Raw genomic sequence first — 430 nt, 5'->3', positions numbered from 1 at the left:
TTCTAGTAGTAAGTTCCCTTTAACTTGTTTTAAGTACATCTCCCACCAGCCTTTGAAAGTACCTTTTGGTTGAAAATCATAGTGTGTTTCACAAATGATTTCATTAGCTTGAGACTGCTCTATTTCTTTTGAAAAGTATGGTTTATCCAATGAAATGACCATACCTTCATCATCAGACTGTAATACACCTACGCCGGTATATAATTTAGATAATGGAAGTGACTGGCGCATCGATTGTAACGCATAGCTTAATGATTTAATGTACCGTTCGTTGATGTTGAAGCCGTACTTAATCAATCCAGGTAGCTTGAAAGATGTTAAGATATCGGATGCTTCAATACGTTCAATATTTTTGCCATTCGTGATAGTCAATTTCTCGATCCCTGTAGTAGGATCAAGAAATTTGTTTTTTATGATGATGGGACTAGAT

At 35.6% G+C, this 430-nt stretch carries 1 protein-coding gene; it reads right to left on the bottom strand.

Going from position 1 to position 430, the window contains the following annotated elements; translation table 11 throughout:
• Positions 1 to 430: DUF927 domain-containing protein (locus tag ACF91D_RS32065; RefSeq protein WP_392438751.1), on the bottom strand; the 430-nt coding region annotated here is incomplete at both ends.

The sequence above is a fragment of the Staphylococcus sp. 231237_7MaSpsaltlick genome (genome assembly GCF_043107035.1).
This window is presented reverse-complemented; position numbering and strand designations above follow the sequence as displayed.